Annotated in this window: 13 protein-coding genes and 1 pseudogene; 6 read left to right on the top strand and 8 right to left on the bottom strand. The window is 68.2% G+C overall.

The annotated features are described in order from the left end of the window. Positions 1-250: 250 nt before the first annotated feature. Positions 251-745: a hypothetical protein gene (locus ACWD4A_RS14045; RefSeq protein WP_451193448.1), complete on the top strand. Its 495-nt coding sequence runs from the start codon at positions 251-253 to the stop codon at positions 743-745. Between the two features lie 13 nt (positions 746-758). On the opposite strand, the pseudogene ACWD4A_RS14040 reads toward ACWD4A_RS14045, so the two are convergent. Further along, a pseudogene (locus ACWD4A_RS14040) lies at positions 759-938 on the bottom strand (DUF6255 family natural product biosynthesis protein); the annotation flags it as partial. Continuing rightward, positions 935-1,549, bottom strand: a complete 615-nt coding sequence (locus ACWD4A_RS14035; RefSeq protein WP_451193445.1) for an ATP-binding protein — start codon at positions 1,547-1,549, stop codon at positions 935-937. The pseudogene ACWD4A_RS14040 and the gene ACWD4A_RS14035, both read right to left, overlap by 4 nt. A gap of 180 nt (positions 1,550-1,729) precedes the next feature. On the opposite strand from ACWD4A_RS14035, the gene ACWD4A_RS14030 reads away from it, so the two are divergent. From ACWD4A_RS14030 to ACWD4A_RS14015, 4 genes are all read left to right on the top strand, one after another. After that, entirely contained in the window at positions 1,730-2,581 is an 852-nt protein-coding gene (locus tag ACWD4A_RS14030) for a helix-turn-helix domain-containing protein (RefSeq protein ID WP_451193443.1), read from the top strand. Positions 2,582-2,591: 10 nt separating this feature from the next. Continuing rightward, positions 2,592-2,801, top strand: a complete 210-nt coding sequence (locus ACWD4A_RS14025) for a DUF397 domain-containing protein (RefSeq protein WP_451193440.1) — start codon at positions 2,592-2,594, stop codon at positions 2,799-2,801. 11 nt (positions 2,802-2,812) lie between these two features. Beyond that, the gene (locus tag ACWD4A_RS14020) at positions 2,813-3,055 is read left to right on the top strand and encodes a DUF397 domain-containing protein (RefSeq protein WP_451193438.1); all 243 of its coding nucleotides are present in this window, start codon (positions 2,813-2,815) and stop codon (positions 3,053-3,055) included. Between the two features lie 138 nt (positions 3,056-3,193). Further along, on the top strand, positions 3,194-4,480 hold the full coding sequence (locus ACWD4A_RS14015; RefSeq protein WP_451193436.1) for a phophatidylserine decarboxylase associated domain-containing protein: 1,287 nt from the start codon (positions 3,194-3,196) through the stop codon (positions 4,478-4,480). A 251-nt stretch (positions 4,481-4,731) separates the two neighbouring features. Here ACWD4A_RS14015 and ACWD4A_RS14010 read toward each other — a convergent pair whose 3' ends face one another. Genes ACWD4A_RS14010 through ACWD4A_RS14000 form a run of 3 tightly spaced genes read right to left on the bottom strand, consistent with a single transcriptional unit; the run spans position 4,732 to position 9,853 of the window. Continuing rightward, positions 4,732-5,208, bottom strand: a complete 477-nt coding sequence (locus ACWD4A_RS14010; RefSeq protein WP_451193435.1) for an SMI1/KNR4 family protein — start codon at positions 5,206-5,208, stop codon at positions 4,732-4,734. Further along, the gene (locus ACWD4A_RS14005) at positions 5,208-9,494 is read right to left on the bottom strand and encodes a DUF6531 domain-containing protein (protein WP_451193433.1); all 4,287 of its coding nucleotides are present in this window, start codon (positions 9,492-9,494) and stop codon (positions 5,208-5,210) included. The genes ACWD4A_RS14010 and ACWD4A_RS14005 overlap by 1 nt, the downstream gene beginning before the upstream one ends. After that, positions 9,491-9,853 carry a hypothetical protein gene (locus ACWD4A_RS14000; protein WP_451193432.1) on the bottom strand — a complete coding sequence of 121 codons (363 nt, stop codon included), beginning with the start codon at positions 9,851-9,853 and terminating at the stop codon, positions 9,491-9,493. Before ACWD4A_RS14000 ends, ACWD4A_RS14005 begins: the two co-directional genes overlap by 4 nt. 207 nt (positions 9,854-10,060) lie before the next feature. Here ACWD4A_RS14000 and lepB point away from each other — a divergent pair, with 207 nt between their 5' ends. After that, positions 10,061-10,783: a signal peptidase I gene (gene lepB, locus ACWD4A_RS13995; protein WP_451193430.1), complete on the top strand. Its 723-nt coding sequence runs from the start codon at positions 10,061-10,063 to the stop codon at positions 10,781-10,783. On the opposite strand, the gene ACWD4A_RS13990 is transcribed toward lepB, so the two are convergent. The 3 genes from ACWD4A_RS13990 to ACWD4A_RS13980 all read right to left on the bottom strand — a co-directional run bounded on the left by ACWD4A_RS13990 (position 10,780) and on the right by ACWD4A_RS13980 (position 13,572). Continuing rightward, on the bottom strand, positions 10,780-11,547 hold the full coding sequence (locus ACWD4A_RS13990; RefSeq protein WP_451193428.1) for a response regulator transcription factor: 768 nt from the start codon (positions 11,545-11,547) through the stop codon (positions 10,780-10,782). The genes lepB and ACWD4A_RS13990 overlap by 4 nt on opposite strands. 100 nt (positions 11,548-11,647) lie before the next feature. Beyond that, positions 11,648-12,400: a 16S rRNA (uracil(1498)-N(3))-methyltransferase gene (locus tag ACWD4A_RS13985; protein ID WP_451193426.1), complete on the bottom strand. Its 753-nt coding sequence runs from the start codon at positions 12,398-12,400 to the stop codon at positions 11,648-11,650. After that, positions 12,397-13,572 carry a nitronate monooxygenase gene (locus ACWD4A_RS13980; RefSeq protein ID WP_451193425.1) on the bottom strand — a complete coding sequence of 392 codons (1,176 nt, stop codon included), beginning with the start codon at positions 13,570-13,572 and terminating at the stop codon, positions 12,397-12,399. The genes ACWD4A_RS13985 and ACWD4A_RS13980 overlap by 4 nt, the downstream gene beginning before the upstream one ends. Between the last annotated feature and the right edge of the window lie 92 nt (positions 13,573-13,664).

The raw sequence follows: 13,664 nt of genomic DNA, 5'->3' as shown, positions 1-13,664 counted from the left end.
CCGGCCGATGTATCGGGCTGTTGTGCGCATGACACCATCCGATGCGTCTATGCGGGTAGAGCCGCGAGGTGAACATGTGGTGACCAGCGGGTCTTCTTACCCGACCATGGTGACGGCTTTCCGAAGCCGAGGGAATTTCTTGGCAGTTGGACGAGGGCCACGACACGATCGGCTTCGACGTCGACCCGAGCACGGGGTGCACGGAGCAAGCTCCCGCCGGCCGGCGGCACATCCTCTACCGTATGTGGACATGGACACCGGAATCCACCAGGAATCAGGGCTCTCGAAGAGCATCTGGAGCGATACCGACTTCGAGGAAATGGGCTGGCATGACGCCACCGTCTACGGCTTCTCCATGAGGAAGACCGACGAGATCCTGCCGGACCTTCTCCTGGACCTCGACCACATCGTCCGCTGGGTGCACCCGACCCCGCCGGAGACGTACTTCTCCTTCTGGATCTCCCCGGCCACGCTCGTCTTCGACAGCGTCTGGGATCTCGAAGGAGACCTCGACTTCAAGGGAATGGCCCCGGATCTCGTGATCGACGCCGTGCACCGGCTGCCGCCGGAAGACGGTCAACAGGGCTATCCGCAATGGCACATCGAAGGCCACTCCTTCGACCTCAAATTCCGCGCCTCCGGCTACCGCCAGTACTTCCGGCAGCCCCCACGGCTCGCATCCCGCCAGGTCCTGCCGTGGGCAGAGCGCGGCGACTGCTCCTTCGCCGAGACCGGATTCCACTGAGCCGCGCCACGCGCCAAGCGGCGGCGCGGTCCGCTGCATGGCGGTCCGGCCGGCTCAGGGTGTTCCAGTACGGGAGCCCTGGCGGGCGGAGCGCGCTGTAATCGGCGAAGCGGCGGGCTCCGCAGGCGTTGCATTGGGACGCGCCGCCGCCAGTACGGGACCACCCTGAGGGGTGGGGGCACTTGCTCCTCATCGCACGACCGCCGGGGCCAGGTGGGCATAGGTGATGTGCCTGCGCGCGTCGAGCACGGCGACGGCGGCCTTGAGCCCGTCCGCACCGGCCGCGGCCTTCTTGCGAACGGCCTCCAGCTCCACGCACTCGGCACAGCCGAACGGGGTCACCTTCCCGGCAGGTTCGGGGCGCTTCGCCGACTCCAGCGGCGTCAGCTCGAACCACAGCGACTTGCCGCCGGGCACCACATCGGCCACGTCGCTGCCCCACGCACTGGCCCACAGCCGGACGAGCAGCAGCCCGCGCCCGTTGTCGCCCTCCCGACCCCACCCGTACGGCTCCTCTTTCGCCTCGCCGAACAGCGCGGGCACCCTGGGACTGGTGTCCCACACACTGACCCGCAGCGTCTCCTCACCCGTACCGCGCAGCCGCATCGAGGACGGCCCGGCGGTGTGTACGTACGCGTTGGTCACGAGCTCGGACGCCAACAGCTCGGCGGTGTCGAGCAGTTCCCGCATGCCGTGCCGTACGAGCACGGTCCGCAGGGTGGCACGGGCGATCCCGGGCGCGCGGGGGTCGCGCGGCAGTTCGAGGGTGTAGGTCCAGGGCTGCGGGTTGGCTACGGTGGCCATGGAGTCTCCTGGCGGGATGGGGAGTTGAATCACGCGGCGGCCCGTACGGGCCGGTCGAGTGGCTTGGCTCACACGCTAGCGCGGCGCGTATAACTTATTCGCCACGGTGGCCAAATAACTCACTTGAGCACCCGTGTGGGCGACCCATGCGCACTGTGTACGAACGAGAAGAGACCGCAGATGCCCGTCAGAAACACGGCGACAGCTCGTCAACTCCGCCTGGGCGCCGAACTCCGCAAGCTCCGCGAGCAGGCGGGCGTGTCCTCCACCGAAGCCGGCCGACTCCTCGGCACGAGCCAGGCCCAGATCAGCAACATCGAGGCAAGCCGCGTCGGCGTCAGCGCCGACCGTGTCCGCGCGATGGCGCGCAACTATGACTGCACGGATCAGGCGTTGATCGATGCGTTGGCCGACATGGCGGAGGAGCGCCGAGGGGGCTGGTGGACGGAGTATCGCGAGGCGCTCCCGACGTCTCTCCTGGATCTGGCGGAGGTCGAGCACCACGCAACGGCCCTGCGGGTTGCCCAAGTCATCACTATTCCGGGGCTACTGCAAACTCCCGAACACGCCCGCGCCGTGTTCCGCGAGTTCCTGCCGCCCCTCATGCCACACGAGCTGGAGTATCGGGTATCGCATCGCATCAAGCGGCAGGAGATCTTGTTCCGTAACGATCCGCCGCCCTATACGGCGATCATCCACGAGGCCGCGTTGAGGATGCAGTTCGGCGGACTGGAGACGGCGCGAGCGCAGCTTGCTCACCTGCTCTCCATGAGCGAGCGGGACAACATCACGATCTTGGCGATCCCGTTCGATGGCACTTCTTTCCCCATCGCAGGACATGGAGTCGACTACCTCTATGGGCCGGTGACCCAACTGGACAGCGTTCAGGTCGACACTGCGCACGGTGGAGAGGCGATCCACACAGCTGCGCGCATGGAAAGGTATCGCTTGACGCTGGACCGGATGCAGGGAGTTGCCTTGCAGGCGGGCCCATCGCGCGACCTGATCCACCGGATCACCCAAGGCGATTGAGAGGAAGACAGTGGCAACGCTCACCAGGTGGCAGAAATCTTCGTACAGCGAGGCCGCCTCCTCCTGCATATACCTGGCCGAGGCCCCTGCAGGAGCAGTCCAACTCCGCGAGAGCGAGACCCCGGAGTCCATACTCGCAGTCTCCCCCACCAGACTTCGCGCCCTCATATCTCGCATCAAGGCAAACAAGCTTGACCGGCATGCACTTATGAGCTTCTGAAGGGTGCCAACATGCCCGACATCAACTGGCAGCAATCCTCGCACTGCGAATCCGGCTCTGCATGCATCTCCTTGGCAACCACCCCCAGCGGGGGGATCTGCTTCCGCGAGAGCGACGCCCCGGAGACCATGCTCAAGCTCTCGCCGAGCAGACTCCGCCCCCTGATATCCCGCATCAAAGCGAACCGGTTGGACTGGCGGACGCCCGCAAACCCATCCATGGCCGGCACGACCGGTACGGCGACTGTCCGTTGACCAGACGAGTTCGCGCCACCGCCTGACGACGGCCCCGCGCAAGCGGACAACGTGGCCGGATTCTCACGGTTACAGCGCCTCCGGCGCAGTGGCAGGATGCGTCCCGCCGAGCCCGAGTGATCAGTGAGGAGTACGGCCATGACCGCTGTCATCACCCCACAGGAACTCCACGCGCGCTATCAGAACACTTTCGGCCGGGCAAGCGGCTATCTGCCGCGGAACCCCGTCGCGATCGACGAGTTCCACAAGGGCCTCGCCCAGCGGGCGGCGGACCTCAAGGAAGACCTCGACTCCACCGTGCAGGATCTTGCGAACCTCATCGACTCGGACGGCATCGTCCGGATGTACGCATCACAGATGATCAATGAAGTGCCGGAGGAGCACCGGCACATCCGCAGCGTCGACGAGCTGGTCCAGTACCTCAATGTCATCGTCACGTGGGCGCCCTCGTACAACCGGGATCCACTGAAGCAGATCTTCCTGCCGATGTCCGCCTTGTTCGGCTATATGCGGCTGACGCCGTCCGGCACGGTCCTGTTCCGCAACCAGGCGTTCGGCGAGAAGCTCCAGAAGATCCTCAAAAGGTGGTGCCACTACCTGAACAGCCCGGAGAGCAAGCACGTGCTGAACAGCCGGGACTGGTTCTCACAACCTGCCATCGAACTCAACAAGCTGTACGAGTACCAGTGTTGGGACCGCCAGAACGAGGACCACTGGGGATTCACCTCCTTCAACGACTTCTTCCACCGCCCCATCAAGGACGATTTCCGGGCCCTGGCCGGCAAGGACGACCCGTCGGTCATCGTCGCGCCCAACGATGGCACTGTCTACAACATCCAGCGCGGCGTGCCCAGGCAGGCCGACTTCTGGCTCAAGGGACAGCCGTACTCGCTGGAGAACATGCTGCACGGGCCGGAGTGCGGATTCGAGTATGTCCAGAAGTTCGTCGGCGGCGACGTGTACCAGTCGTTCCTGTCCGTCAACAGCTTCCACCGGTGGAACATTCCGGTGGACGGGACGATCAGACACTTGGAGATCGTGCCGGGCCTGATGTTCAGCCACGTCGAATCGGCGAGCCCGGACCCGACCACGTTCACCCACTCGCAGGGCTACCAGTCGAACGTCAACACCCGCGGCCTGGCATTCATCGAGACCGGCCCCGAGCTGGGCAACCGTATGGTGTGTGCCGTGGTGATCGGTATGGAAGAGGTCTCCTCGATCGAGTGGAGGAAGGGCCTCAAGGTCGGCGACCCGGTCAAGAAGGGCGACGAGCTGGGCTACTTCAGCTACGGCGGATCGAGCATGGCCCTGGTCTTCCAACCGGGCATCGTGGACGAATTCACGGTCCCGCTCAACAACCCGGACCTGCACCCGGACGACGGCCCCACGGTCTTCGTACGCTCCCAGATAGCCCGAGCCGTGTAGCACGCTGGCGCCTGGCCTGTGCGCCCCTCTTCCCCGGAGGAGCGCACAGGCCGACCATATCCATCATCACTTCCGAGAGACCTTGCCTCCAACGAGGACATTCGGCCCTCGCAACTACAGCGCAATAGGGCGGTGGGCGAGCGCTTGGACCACTACCTCTTCAGCCATGAGCGGAGGGTCAGCATGATGGATCAGATCCAGGACCCGGGGGCGGCGGACAGGTCACGCGGCGGCCATCTTTTCTCATGCGATCACTCCGTGGAACCTGCCCGGTACCAATCCTCTCCGTCACTCTCCAGACAACTCACAAGATACTGCTCAAGAGAGTCGGCGACCCTGTACCGTTCATCGGTTTCGTGGTCCCACACGAAAACGCCATCGCGACCACGAGTGAACGCAAACTGATCGCCCCCACCGTTGTCGCCGAAGAAGACCATGTCGTCGAACGACGAGTAGAGGTCCACGAATGCAGGGTTGCCGCGAAACGCCGAGTTGTCCTCAAGGATCCGTTCAGCGGTCCAGACAATATCCGTCCCGTAAATATCCAGCGCACCGTTGAATTCAAGCAAGAGGGCTCTGAGATCCTCCGGGATGCCCTGACCAAGGCCGCTCTCGATTGCATCGACAGCGGAGACGGGGGCGGGGTCGGCGGCCTCCACCTCGGGAGCCAGCCGCAAAATCAACTCATGCCACACAGAATCCCCTGGATTTGAGAGAGCTTCGACCACTACCTGACACGTGGCGTGAACCAGTGCCCGACATTATCGTCCACGTGGGTAGCGTAGTCCAGAACTTCCTGCCGCGTCGGGTTTGGATGCGATTCATAGAATCGGTTCCAAAGAATGCGGATTTCACTCAAGTGTACGGCACTGTTTACCGCACCCTTGGGGATCCCTCGGAGGTTCTCAAGAGAGTGGAGCTCACCCGAAGAGAACAGCCCCGGGTACCTCCTAAGTACCTGCTGCTCAATTGCGTGATGCACGACAACCTTTCCCTTTAGGTCTGGGTTGGCATCAAAGAAGTTCTTCTTGTAGTTGTCCGTCGCCGAATGCCCCACGGACGCTGGTGTCCGCGTCGGTATCCCTGCTCCACTTTCGGGCGCTGTCTGCGGACATCGCGGTGCAAGCCCGTAGGGATCTACTTCAGCAAGTGGATTCGGAACGTACGTATAGTCATTAGGGGCCGGCTCAAGCCCAAGCGGATCAGGTACGGCATATCGCCCGGTCTCCGGGTCGTAATACCGGAAGTAGTTGTAGTGCAGCCCCGTCTCATGGTCGTGGTACTGGCCCGGGAACCGGAGAGGGCAATCGACCCCGTCAGCCGGCGGCGCCGGAAGATCCGTACCCCATAGCGTCGTGCGCCGCTGCCACGCCAACTCACCTGCCGACGTGACCAGTTCCGTCGGCGTGCCCACCGCGTCCGTGACGATCGCGTGGAAGGTCGGCGTCAGGTCCGTGGTTTCGGTGAAGGCCGATATCAGGGACTCGCCCGGCTCGCGGGCCAGGGTGGTGTGGTCCGTCTGCGTCAGTGGGCGGTGCGTGCCCGGGGCGTAGTCCCAGGTGGTTGTTCGGCCGTCGGGCAGCGTCTGTTCGGAGAGCCTCGTGCCGTCCCAGGAGAAGACGGTCTCGTCCGATTCCCGCGCCTTCGATATTCGGCGGCCCAGGGGGTCGTACGCGTAACGCCAGCGCTCACCCTCCGGGGTCACCGCCTCCCGCAAGCGGTCTTCCACGTCCCATTCATACGTCCACGCGCGCGTCTGACCGTTCAACAGCCGACGCGTCTTGCGGATCAGCCGCCCCTGCGCGTCGTGCTCGTACGCCGTCCGGCCCGCTCGCCGGATCAGCGTGCCCTCGAACTCGCGGCCGCCCGGGGCCTCGTGGGCCGGGGCCTTGGCGTACGTCAGGTTGCCCGCGGCGTCGTACGCGTACGTCTCGCGCCAGCCGTGCGCGTTCACCGCGGTGACCCGGCCCGACCGTTCCACGTCGAAACGGCGCGTTCCGGAGGTCAGTTCGCGGATTTCCGTGAGGTAGCCGTCCTCGCGGTACGCGTAGGTGCGGTGCTGGAGGAGGCGGTTCGCCGCGCCCGTCACCACCTGGTTGCGCAGGCGGTCGGCCGCGTCCCATTCCTGGGTGAGCACCGCGCCCTCGCCCAGGCGGCGCTCCACTTCCCGGCCCGCCGCGTCGTACGCGAAGGTCAGCGCGCCCGCGTCGCCCCGCAGCTCCACCGGGCGGCCGGTCGCGTCGTACGTCCACTCCGAGACCAGACCGGAAGGGGTGACACGGCGTGTGCGGCGCCCGAGCGTGTCGTACGCGTACGTCGTCGTGCGGCCGTTGACCGTCTCGGACAGCACGCGGCCCAGCGCGTCCCGCTCGAAGACGACCTCCGCGTCGGCATTCGCCGCCCGGGTCAACCGGCCCGACTCGTCGTACGCGAACGTGGCCCCGGACTGCTCGACCGCCCTGCCCAGCAGGTCGCGGGTGAAGCGCAGCGTCTCGCCCGCACCGTTCGTCCGGGCGACCAGCCCGCCCGCCGCGTCGTGCTCGTACGTGAGCGTGCGGCCGTTGAAGTCCGTCTCCGACGTGAGGCGGCCCGCCTCGTCGTAGGCGTACGTCCACGTCAGACCCTGCGGGTTCGTCACCCCCGTCAGTCGTAGCTCTGTGTCGTACGCGAAGGCGTACGCCGTGCCGTCGGGGTCCGTGCGGGACGTCGGGAGGTCGAAGTGACCCGCCGTGTGGCGAGTGGTGTTGCCCGCGGGGTCCGTGTGGGTGAGGAGATTGCCCTCGCCGTCCCACGTCCACGTCTCGTGCGTACCGTCCGGGTACTCCCGGAGGCTCGGCTTGCCCTCCGCCGTCCACCTGGTACGGGTCGACCGGCCCAGCGGGTCCGTCGCTTCCACGACACGGCCGAAAGCGTCGCGCACGGCCTCCGTCGTGTGCCCGAGAGGGTCGACGACCGTGACCGGCAGACCCGCCGCGTCACAGGTGATCCGATGCGTGTGCCCCAACTCGTCCGTAACAGCCGTCGGATGGCCCGCCTCGTCGTACGTGTACGAGGTCTCAGCCCCTGCCGGGTCCGTGGTCGTGAGCAGGTTGCCCCGCTCGTCGTACGTGTGCCGCCACACCGCACCGCCCGGCTCGGTGACCTCCGTCGGGCGGCACAGCCCGTCGTACGCGGCCTGTCCGGACGTGCCGTCGGGGAGGGTGACGCGGATGAGGCTGCCCGTCTCGTCGTACGCGTAGCGCGTCGTGCGTCCGAGCGGGTCGGTTTCGGCGAGGGGCTGGTCACCCCACTCGTCCCATTCCGTGCGGGTCGTGTGTCCCAGTGGATCGGTCTTCTCGATCACCCGGGCGTCCGCGTTGCAGCGGTAAGTGGTCGCCCGGTCGAACGAGTCGGTGACCGTCGTGGTGCGGGTCCCGTCGTCGTAGGCCAGCGTGCCGGACAGGAAGCCGTCGCTGCCTTCCGTACGGACCACACGCCCGCGTGCGTCGTAGACGTAGTGGTACGACGTGCCGTTGCGGTCGGTCCAGGAGGTTATCCGGCCCTCGGCGTCGTAGGTGAAAACCAGCGGCTTGCCACTGGAGTTGACGACCTCCGTCAGGTTTCCCGCGTCGTCGTAGCCGTAGCGGACCAGGACCGTGCCCCGGCCCGGCGCGCCCGCCGGCTCGTACGGCGACGGCGCTTCGTCCAGCAGGCGCAGCGCCGTGACGCGCGCGCCGTGCGTGTCGACGGCGAGGTAGTAGCCGCCGGAGTGGCGGAGGGCGGTCGGGGTGCCGTTCGCCGTGCGCTCGATGTCGACGCGCGCGCCGTTCCGGTCGTGCACACCGACCAGGGGGAGCTGCACGGCGCCGGGGACGTCGGTGGGGGTCAGCCCGCCGAAGGTCCGTACGACACCGGTGTGCGGGTCGGTGACGGTCATCAGGCCGTCGGGCTGCCCGTCCCAGACCAGGGACCATCGTGGGCCCTTGGCGGGCAGGGTCGGCTCGCCGGGCCTCGGCACGGGGTAGATCAGCCGCATGCCGTCGGCGGCGGCGAAGACCACGCCCTCGGCGTCGAGTTGCACCCGCTCGTCGAGGGTGGAGGCCCATGTCGGGCCGAACCAGCCGCCCGCCCGGTACGAGGACATATGGGTGCGCTCGACGACAAGGGGCAGTGCGCCGGGCAGGGTGACGTCCGTCTGCGGGAGCAGCATGGTGCCGGTCGCGACGTCGATCGGGTCCAGGGCGCATTCGAGGTTCTTCGTGGGCCGGGCGGCCAGGGCCTCCTCGCCGATGATCGGGCGGGCGTTCTTGAACAGCGGGTTGCGGAGTCCCCGTCCGAAGTTGACGCTGTTCTGCGCCGCGCTGCCGAGGCCGCCGAAGAGTCCGCCGTAGAGCATGCCGTCCTTGGCGGCGGCGTTGACCTCGTCCAGGCTCAGGCCGCCGTGCTGCAGACCGGCGCTGATCTTCATGGGCTGGGCGACGGCCAGGTCGACGGTGACGGACTCCACGCCCGCGAAGGCGGCGGTGACGAGGGTGGTCGCGGCGACCTCGGCGACGACGGTGGAGATGGTGACGCCCACGGCGGTGCCGAGTTCGATGACCGCCGTGGCCGCTGCCGCCGACGCCGCGGTCGAGAGCCCGACGGTGAGCCAGGCCAGACCGACACCGGCCACGATGACGCCGGCCTCGATGGCTATCTTGGCCTTCAGCTTGTGGACCGCGTCCTCGATGGCGTCCGCCAGTTCTTCCAGCGCCGTGGCCATGTCCTTGGCGGCCTTCGGGATATCGCTCAGCCAGCCCTTGTCACCTTTGCCGGCATAGCGGGACCAGAAGATCTCGAAGGCGTCCATCGCCTCGCCCTTGTTGTTGTGGATCAGGGCTTCGGCGGAGTTGTTGACGGGCGTACGCACCTTCTCGACGCTGTCGGCGAAGGTGCGCCATGCCTTCGCCGCCTGGCGCAGTTTGCCCGGGTCGCCGTCCGGCCATTTGAGGCCCAGCTTTTCGAGGACGTGCTTGGCCTCTTCCGCGATGCTCACTTGCCACCCTTGCCGTGCCCGTCGTTGTTCGCGACGCCCTTCTTGGTGAACATCCCGGCGATCAGCTCGTCGTTGTCGACATGGCCGTCCGACATGTCGACCAGCGCCTCGTGAATACTGACGAGACCGAGGACCAGGGTGCCTGTCGCGCTCTCGATCGCCTTCTGCTGTGCCATGTAGCCGGTCTCGAACTTCTTGACGCCGTCGTCCTCCCCCCAGGGCTTGCCGAGGCCGTCCAGCGTTTCGACGAGCGTGGTGAGCGCCTGGCTCAGCTTCTGGCCCTGCTCGTGGAAAACGGGCGCCGACGACTTCAGATCCGCCGTCTTGATGTCCAGGACCTTGTCGGGGCCGCTGCCCATTGCCTGTCTCCCCCAGGTGACGCGCCATCGGGTGCCGGTCGACGCCCAACACCACGCAATCGTACGTGGATTCGGGAATGCGGGTGCTTTTTGGACGGCAATGCCCCTATTCGCCCCACCCTCATGCCGTCGGCCGGGAACTCGTGTTCGTTCATGAACTAGCGGGCACTGATCGCGGTTCCCGGCACGGCATGAGAGGGGTCATCGATGGCCGACGACGTGGCGACGGCGCCGACGGAGCGGCGTCCGTGGTGGCGGCGTGGACGGAGTGAGCGGGCGAAGCTCCCGTGGTGGAAGGAACTGCCGCTTCTCCTCGGCATCGCGCTGCTGCTCTCGCTGTTCATCAAGACGTTCCTGGTGCAGGCGTTCTCGATCCCGTCGGGCTCGATGGAGAACACCCTGAAGCCGGGCGACCGGGTTCTGGTGGACAAGCTGACCCCGTGGTTCGGCTCCGAGCCGCAGCGCGGCGAGGTGGTCGTCTTCCGCGACCCGGGCGGCTGGATGGACGGCGAGCGGAACCCCGAGCCGAACGCCGTACGGAAGGCGCTGAGCTTCATCGGGCTGATGCCGTCCGCCGAGGAGAAGGACCTGATCAAGCGGGTCATCGCGGTCGGCGGGGACACGGTGGAGTGCAAGCGTGGCGCGCCGGTCAAGGTCAACGGCACGGCGCTCGACGAGCCGTACATCTACCCGGGTTCCACCCCGTGCGACAACTATCCCGTGGGCACGGTCAAGGTCCCCAAGGACCACCTGTGGGTGATGGGCGACCACCGCAACGACTCCTGGGACTCGCGCGCCCATGTCCACGAGAAGACCGGCGGCTTCGTGCCCGTGGGGAACGTGATCGGCCGCGCCGTCGTGGTGGGCTGGCCGATACCCCGGTGGGCCACGCTGCCGGTGCCGGACACCTTCGGGCACGTGAACCCCTAGGGCACCAGCCCCGCCTGCCGGGCCAGCACCACCGTGGACACCCGGTTGTTCGTGCCCAGTTTGCGGTAGATCTTCTCGGTGTAGCGGTTGACCGTGTGGGGGGAGATCGCGAGGCGGCGGCCGATGCCGCCCGCGGTCAGGCCCTCGGCGAGCAGGCCGAGCACCGTGTGTTCGCGGGGTGTCAGACCGGCCTGCGCGGCCGTCGCCGCCGGGTCGGACGGCGGCACCGAGGCGCGCAGGCGCCGCAGTTCACGGATGTGCTTGTCGGCGCTGACGAGCAGCGGCTGGATCCGCGCGGCGAAGGCGAGTTCGTGCTCGCTGAAGTCCGATCCCTTGCGGCCCAGGGAAACGGCACGCAGGACGCGCCCTTCGGCCGGGAGCGGCAGGCCCAGTTGCTGGGTCGTCCCGTAGTCCCGGTGCGCCTCGCTGAAGCACTGCGTGTTGCGCCAGTCGTCGCGGAGCCGGTACATGGTCACCGGGGCCCGCTCGTCGGCGGCGAGGTACGCGATCAGGGGGTGCTGCTGTCGCGCCCGCCGCCGGACCAGGTCGTCCAGGGACGAACCGAGCGAGGCGGGCGCCCACCCGTCGGCCTGGCCCATCCGCCCCGGCGCGTCGAGCCGGGCGAAGATCACCGTGCCGCACCCGAAGGCCTCCAGCAAGTGGGCCGCCAGCACATGCCGGAGCGACTCAGGGTCCTCGCATTCGAGGATCGCGACGGAGAGGTCGAGCAGGCGCTCGTACTCCCGGGCATGGAACTGCGACATGAGTAATACGTCCCCAAAACGTTCTGTCTCACGCTCTGCCTCACGTCGGCACTCCCCCGCCCGTCAGGACGTGCCGGACGCCCCTTCCCCGCTCAGGCCGTCACGACCAGCGGCCCGTCCGGCCCAGCAGCAGCGCCGTGGCCGCCGTACCCGCCGTGGACGTGCGCAGCACGCTCGCGCCCAGGCGGTACGGCTTCGCGCCCGCCTCGGCGAAGACCGCGAGTTCCTCGGGCGAGACGCCGCCCTCCGGGCCCACCACCAGGACGATGTTGCCCGTCGGCGGGAGTTCCGCGGTGGCGAGGGGCGCGCTGCCGCCCTCCTCGTGCAGGACCGCCGCGAACGACGCGTCCGCGAGGAGCGTGGCGATCTGCTTGGTCGTCAGCAGGTCGGACACCGGGGGGAAGCGGAGGCGGCGGGACTGCTTGCCCGCCTCGCGTGCCGTCGCCCGCCACTTGTTCAGCGCCTTCGTGCCGCGCTCGCCCTTCCACTGGGTGATGCAGCGGGACGCCGCCCAGGGGACGATCGCGTCGACGCCCGTCTCGGTCATGGTCTCCACGGCGAGCTCGCCACGGTCGCCCTTCGGCAGGGCCTGGACGACGGTGATGTGCGGCTCCGGCAGGGGCTCGGAACGCACCGAGGTGACCGCGACGTCGAGGCGGTCCTTGCCCTCGACGGCGGCCACGGTGCCGAACGCCCCCGTGCCCTCGCCGTCCGTCAGGACGATCTCCTCGCCGACGCGCAGCCGGCGGACGGAGACGGCGTGCCGCCCCTCGGGGCCGCCGAGCGGGAAGACCGTACCGGGGAAGACACCCGTAAGGGCACCCTCCTCGACCAGGAAGACCGGCGCTGTCATGACTCGCTCCCTCGCAATTCGCTGCCCCCCGGCCAATCCCCCACCGCACCACGGTCCGCAACCGCGCTGCGGTCCCCCACCGCGTCGCAGTCCGCCAACGCGCTCCGCGCCGCCTCCAGTTCGGCGGCCAGCACCTCGACCAGCCGCCCGGCGGGCAGCTCCCGGGCCAGCCGGTGGCCCTGGCCCGCCCAGAGGTTCATGCCCTGCGGATCCCCCGCCGCCGCGGCCGCCTTGCGCAGACCCGCCGTCAGATAGTGGACCTGCGGGTACGCGGCCGGGGCGTACGGGCCGTGCTCCCGGAGGAAACGGTTCACCAGACCTCTGGCCGGGCGGCCGGAGAAGGCGCGGGTCAGCTCGGTGCCGACGAACAGCGGGTCGGTCAGGGCCTGTTTGTGGACGGCGTGCGCGCCCGACTCCGGGCAGACCAGGAAGGCGGTGCCGAGCTGCGCGGCGCGGGCGCCCGCGGCGAGCACGGCGGCGATCTGGGCGCCGCGCATCAGCCCGCCCGCGGCGATCATCGGGATGCGCACGGTCTCGCGGACCTCCGCGAGCAGCGTCAGCAGACCGGCGCCCGCGCCCGCGCCGTCCAGGTGCGGGTCGTCGCGGTGGGTGCCCTGGTGGCCGCCGGCCTCGACGCCCTGGACGCAGACCGCGTCCGCGCCCGCCAGTTCGGCGGCGCGCGCCTCGGCGGCGGAGGTGACGGTGACGACGGTGGTCGTGCCCGCCCCGGCGAGGGCCGTCAGGGCCGTGGCGGCGGGACAGCCGAAGGTGAAGGAGACCACCGGGACCGGGTCGTCGAGAAGGATCGCGAGCTTGGCGTCGTAGGCGTCGTCACCGCCCTGGCACCAGTCGCCGAGCGGGGTCTCGTACCAGGTGGCCTCACCGGCGAGTTGCTCGGCGTAGACCTCGATGGCGGCGGGGTCGGCGGCAGGGGGCTGCGGCATGAAGAGGTTCACGCCGAAGGGCGCGGCGGTACGGGCGCGGAGCTGCTTGATCTCCTCGTACATGGCGGCGGGGGTCTTGTAGCCCGCGGCCAGGAAGCCGAGGCCGCCCGCGTCGGAGACCGCGGCGGCCAGCGCCGGGCCGGCAGCACCGCCTGCCATGGGGGCCTGCACGACGGGATGCCGGAACAGTCCGGTGAGCGCGGTGTCACCCCGGGTGTCAGAAGCCATCGGATCTCCTTGCGCGGGGGTCACCGGCGACAACCGGTGCGGCGGAACCGCATCCTCGAATTCTGCGCCACGGAGCATCGCCGCCGGCCGCG

It is taken from the genome of Streptomyces sp. NPDC002537 (genome assembly GCF_053594975.1).
Note: the sequence above shows the minus strand (reverse complement) of the source record. Positions and strands in the feature narration are given on the sequence as shown.